Source organism: Mesorhizobium sp. M7A.F.Ca.CA.004.06.1.1, assembly GCF_003999135.1.
GTDB lineage: Bacteria > Pseudomonadota > Alphaproteobacteria > Rhizobiales > Rhizobiaceae > Mesorhizobium.
The window spans coordinates 1-1,017 of sequence record NZ_RZPQ01001223.1; the positions used below are offsets into that span (position 1 = coordinate 1).

The 1,017-nt window shown below is 63.3% G+C and carries 2 protein-coding genes; both read right to left on the reverse strand.

Features of this window, described 5'->3' with window-relative positions; all coding sequences use genetic code 11:
- On the reverse strand, window positions 1-523 hold a 523-nt coding region (locus EN906_RS35310), incomplete at its 3' end, for an aldehyde dehydrogenase family protein (protein ID WP_127375828.1).
- A gap of 103 nt (window positions 524-626) precedes the next feature.
- Window positions 627-1,017: ABC transporter permease subunit (locus tag EN906_RS35315; protein WP_127375829.1), on the reverse strand; the 391-nt coding region annotated here is incomplete at its 5' end.

Here is a 1,017-nt window from a genome sequence, read left to right on the forward strand (position 1 = left end):
CCGACGGCTTGAAAACGACCGTGTTGCCGCCGGCGATCGCCGGCGCCAGCTTCCAGGCCATCATCATCAGCGGGTAGTTCCACGGCGCGATGGAGGCGACGATGCCGATCGGGTCGCGCCTGACCATCGAAGTATGGCCGGGAATGTATTCGCCGGCCACGACGCCCGGCATCGAACGGACGGCGCCGGCGAAGAAGCGGTAGCAGTCGACGATCGCCGGGATTTCGTCATTGAGCACAGCGTTGATCGGCTTGCCGCAATTGAGCGCCTCGAGCGTGGCGAACTCCTTCGCGTCGGCTTCGATGCGGTCGGCGATCTTCAGCAAATAGCCGGAGCGTTGCGCCGGCGTGGTGCGCGACCACAAGACGAACGCCTGTTCGGCGGCGGTGACCGCCGCCTCGATCTGCGCCTGGCTGGCCTCGGGCAGGTTGAGGATGGTCGCCCCGGTCTTTGGATTGAGGATCGGCTCCTCGGTCTCGGTGCCCTTCTCGAATTTCGAGCCGATCAGCATCTGGGTGTCCATTGGATTCTCCCTTAACAGGAGCGAGTAGCGAGTAGCTGAAAGCGAGCAGGGTTGACCGTCGATGATCCCTACTCGCTGTTCGCTACTCCCTATTCGCTGTTTTTCATTTCCCACTTCCGGCGATCTGGTCGCCGTCACGGGTGAGGTAATAGGCGGCAAGGATCGGCAGCAGCGTCACCAGCACCACGACCATGGCGACGACATTGGTGACCGGGCGCTGGCGCGGGCGGATCAGCTCTTCCAGCATCCAGATCGGCAGCGTCTGCTGCTGTCCGGCGGTGAAGGTGGTGACGATGACCTCGTCGAAGGACAGCGCGAAGGCCAGCATGCCGCCGGCAAGCAGTGCCGTGGCGATGTTGGGCAGCACGACATGGCGAAAAGTCTGAAAACCGTCGGCGCCGAGATCCATCGACGCCTCGATCATCGATCCGGAGGTGCGGCGAAAGCGGGCGACGGCATTGTTGTAGACGACGACGACGCAGAAGGTGGCGTGG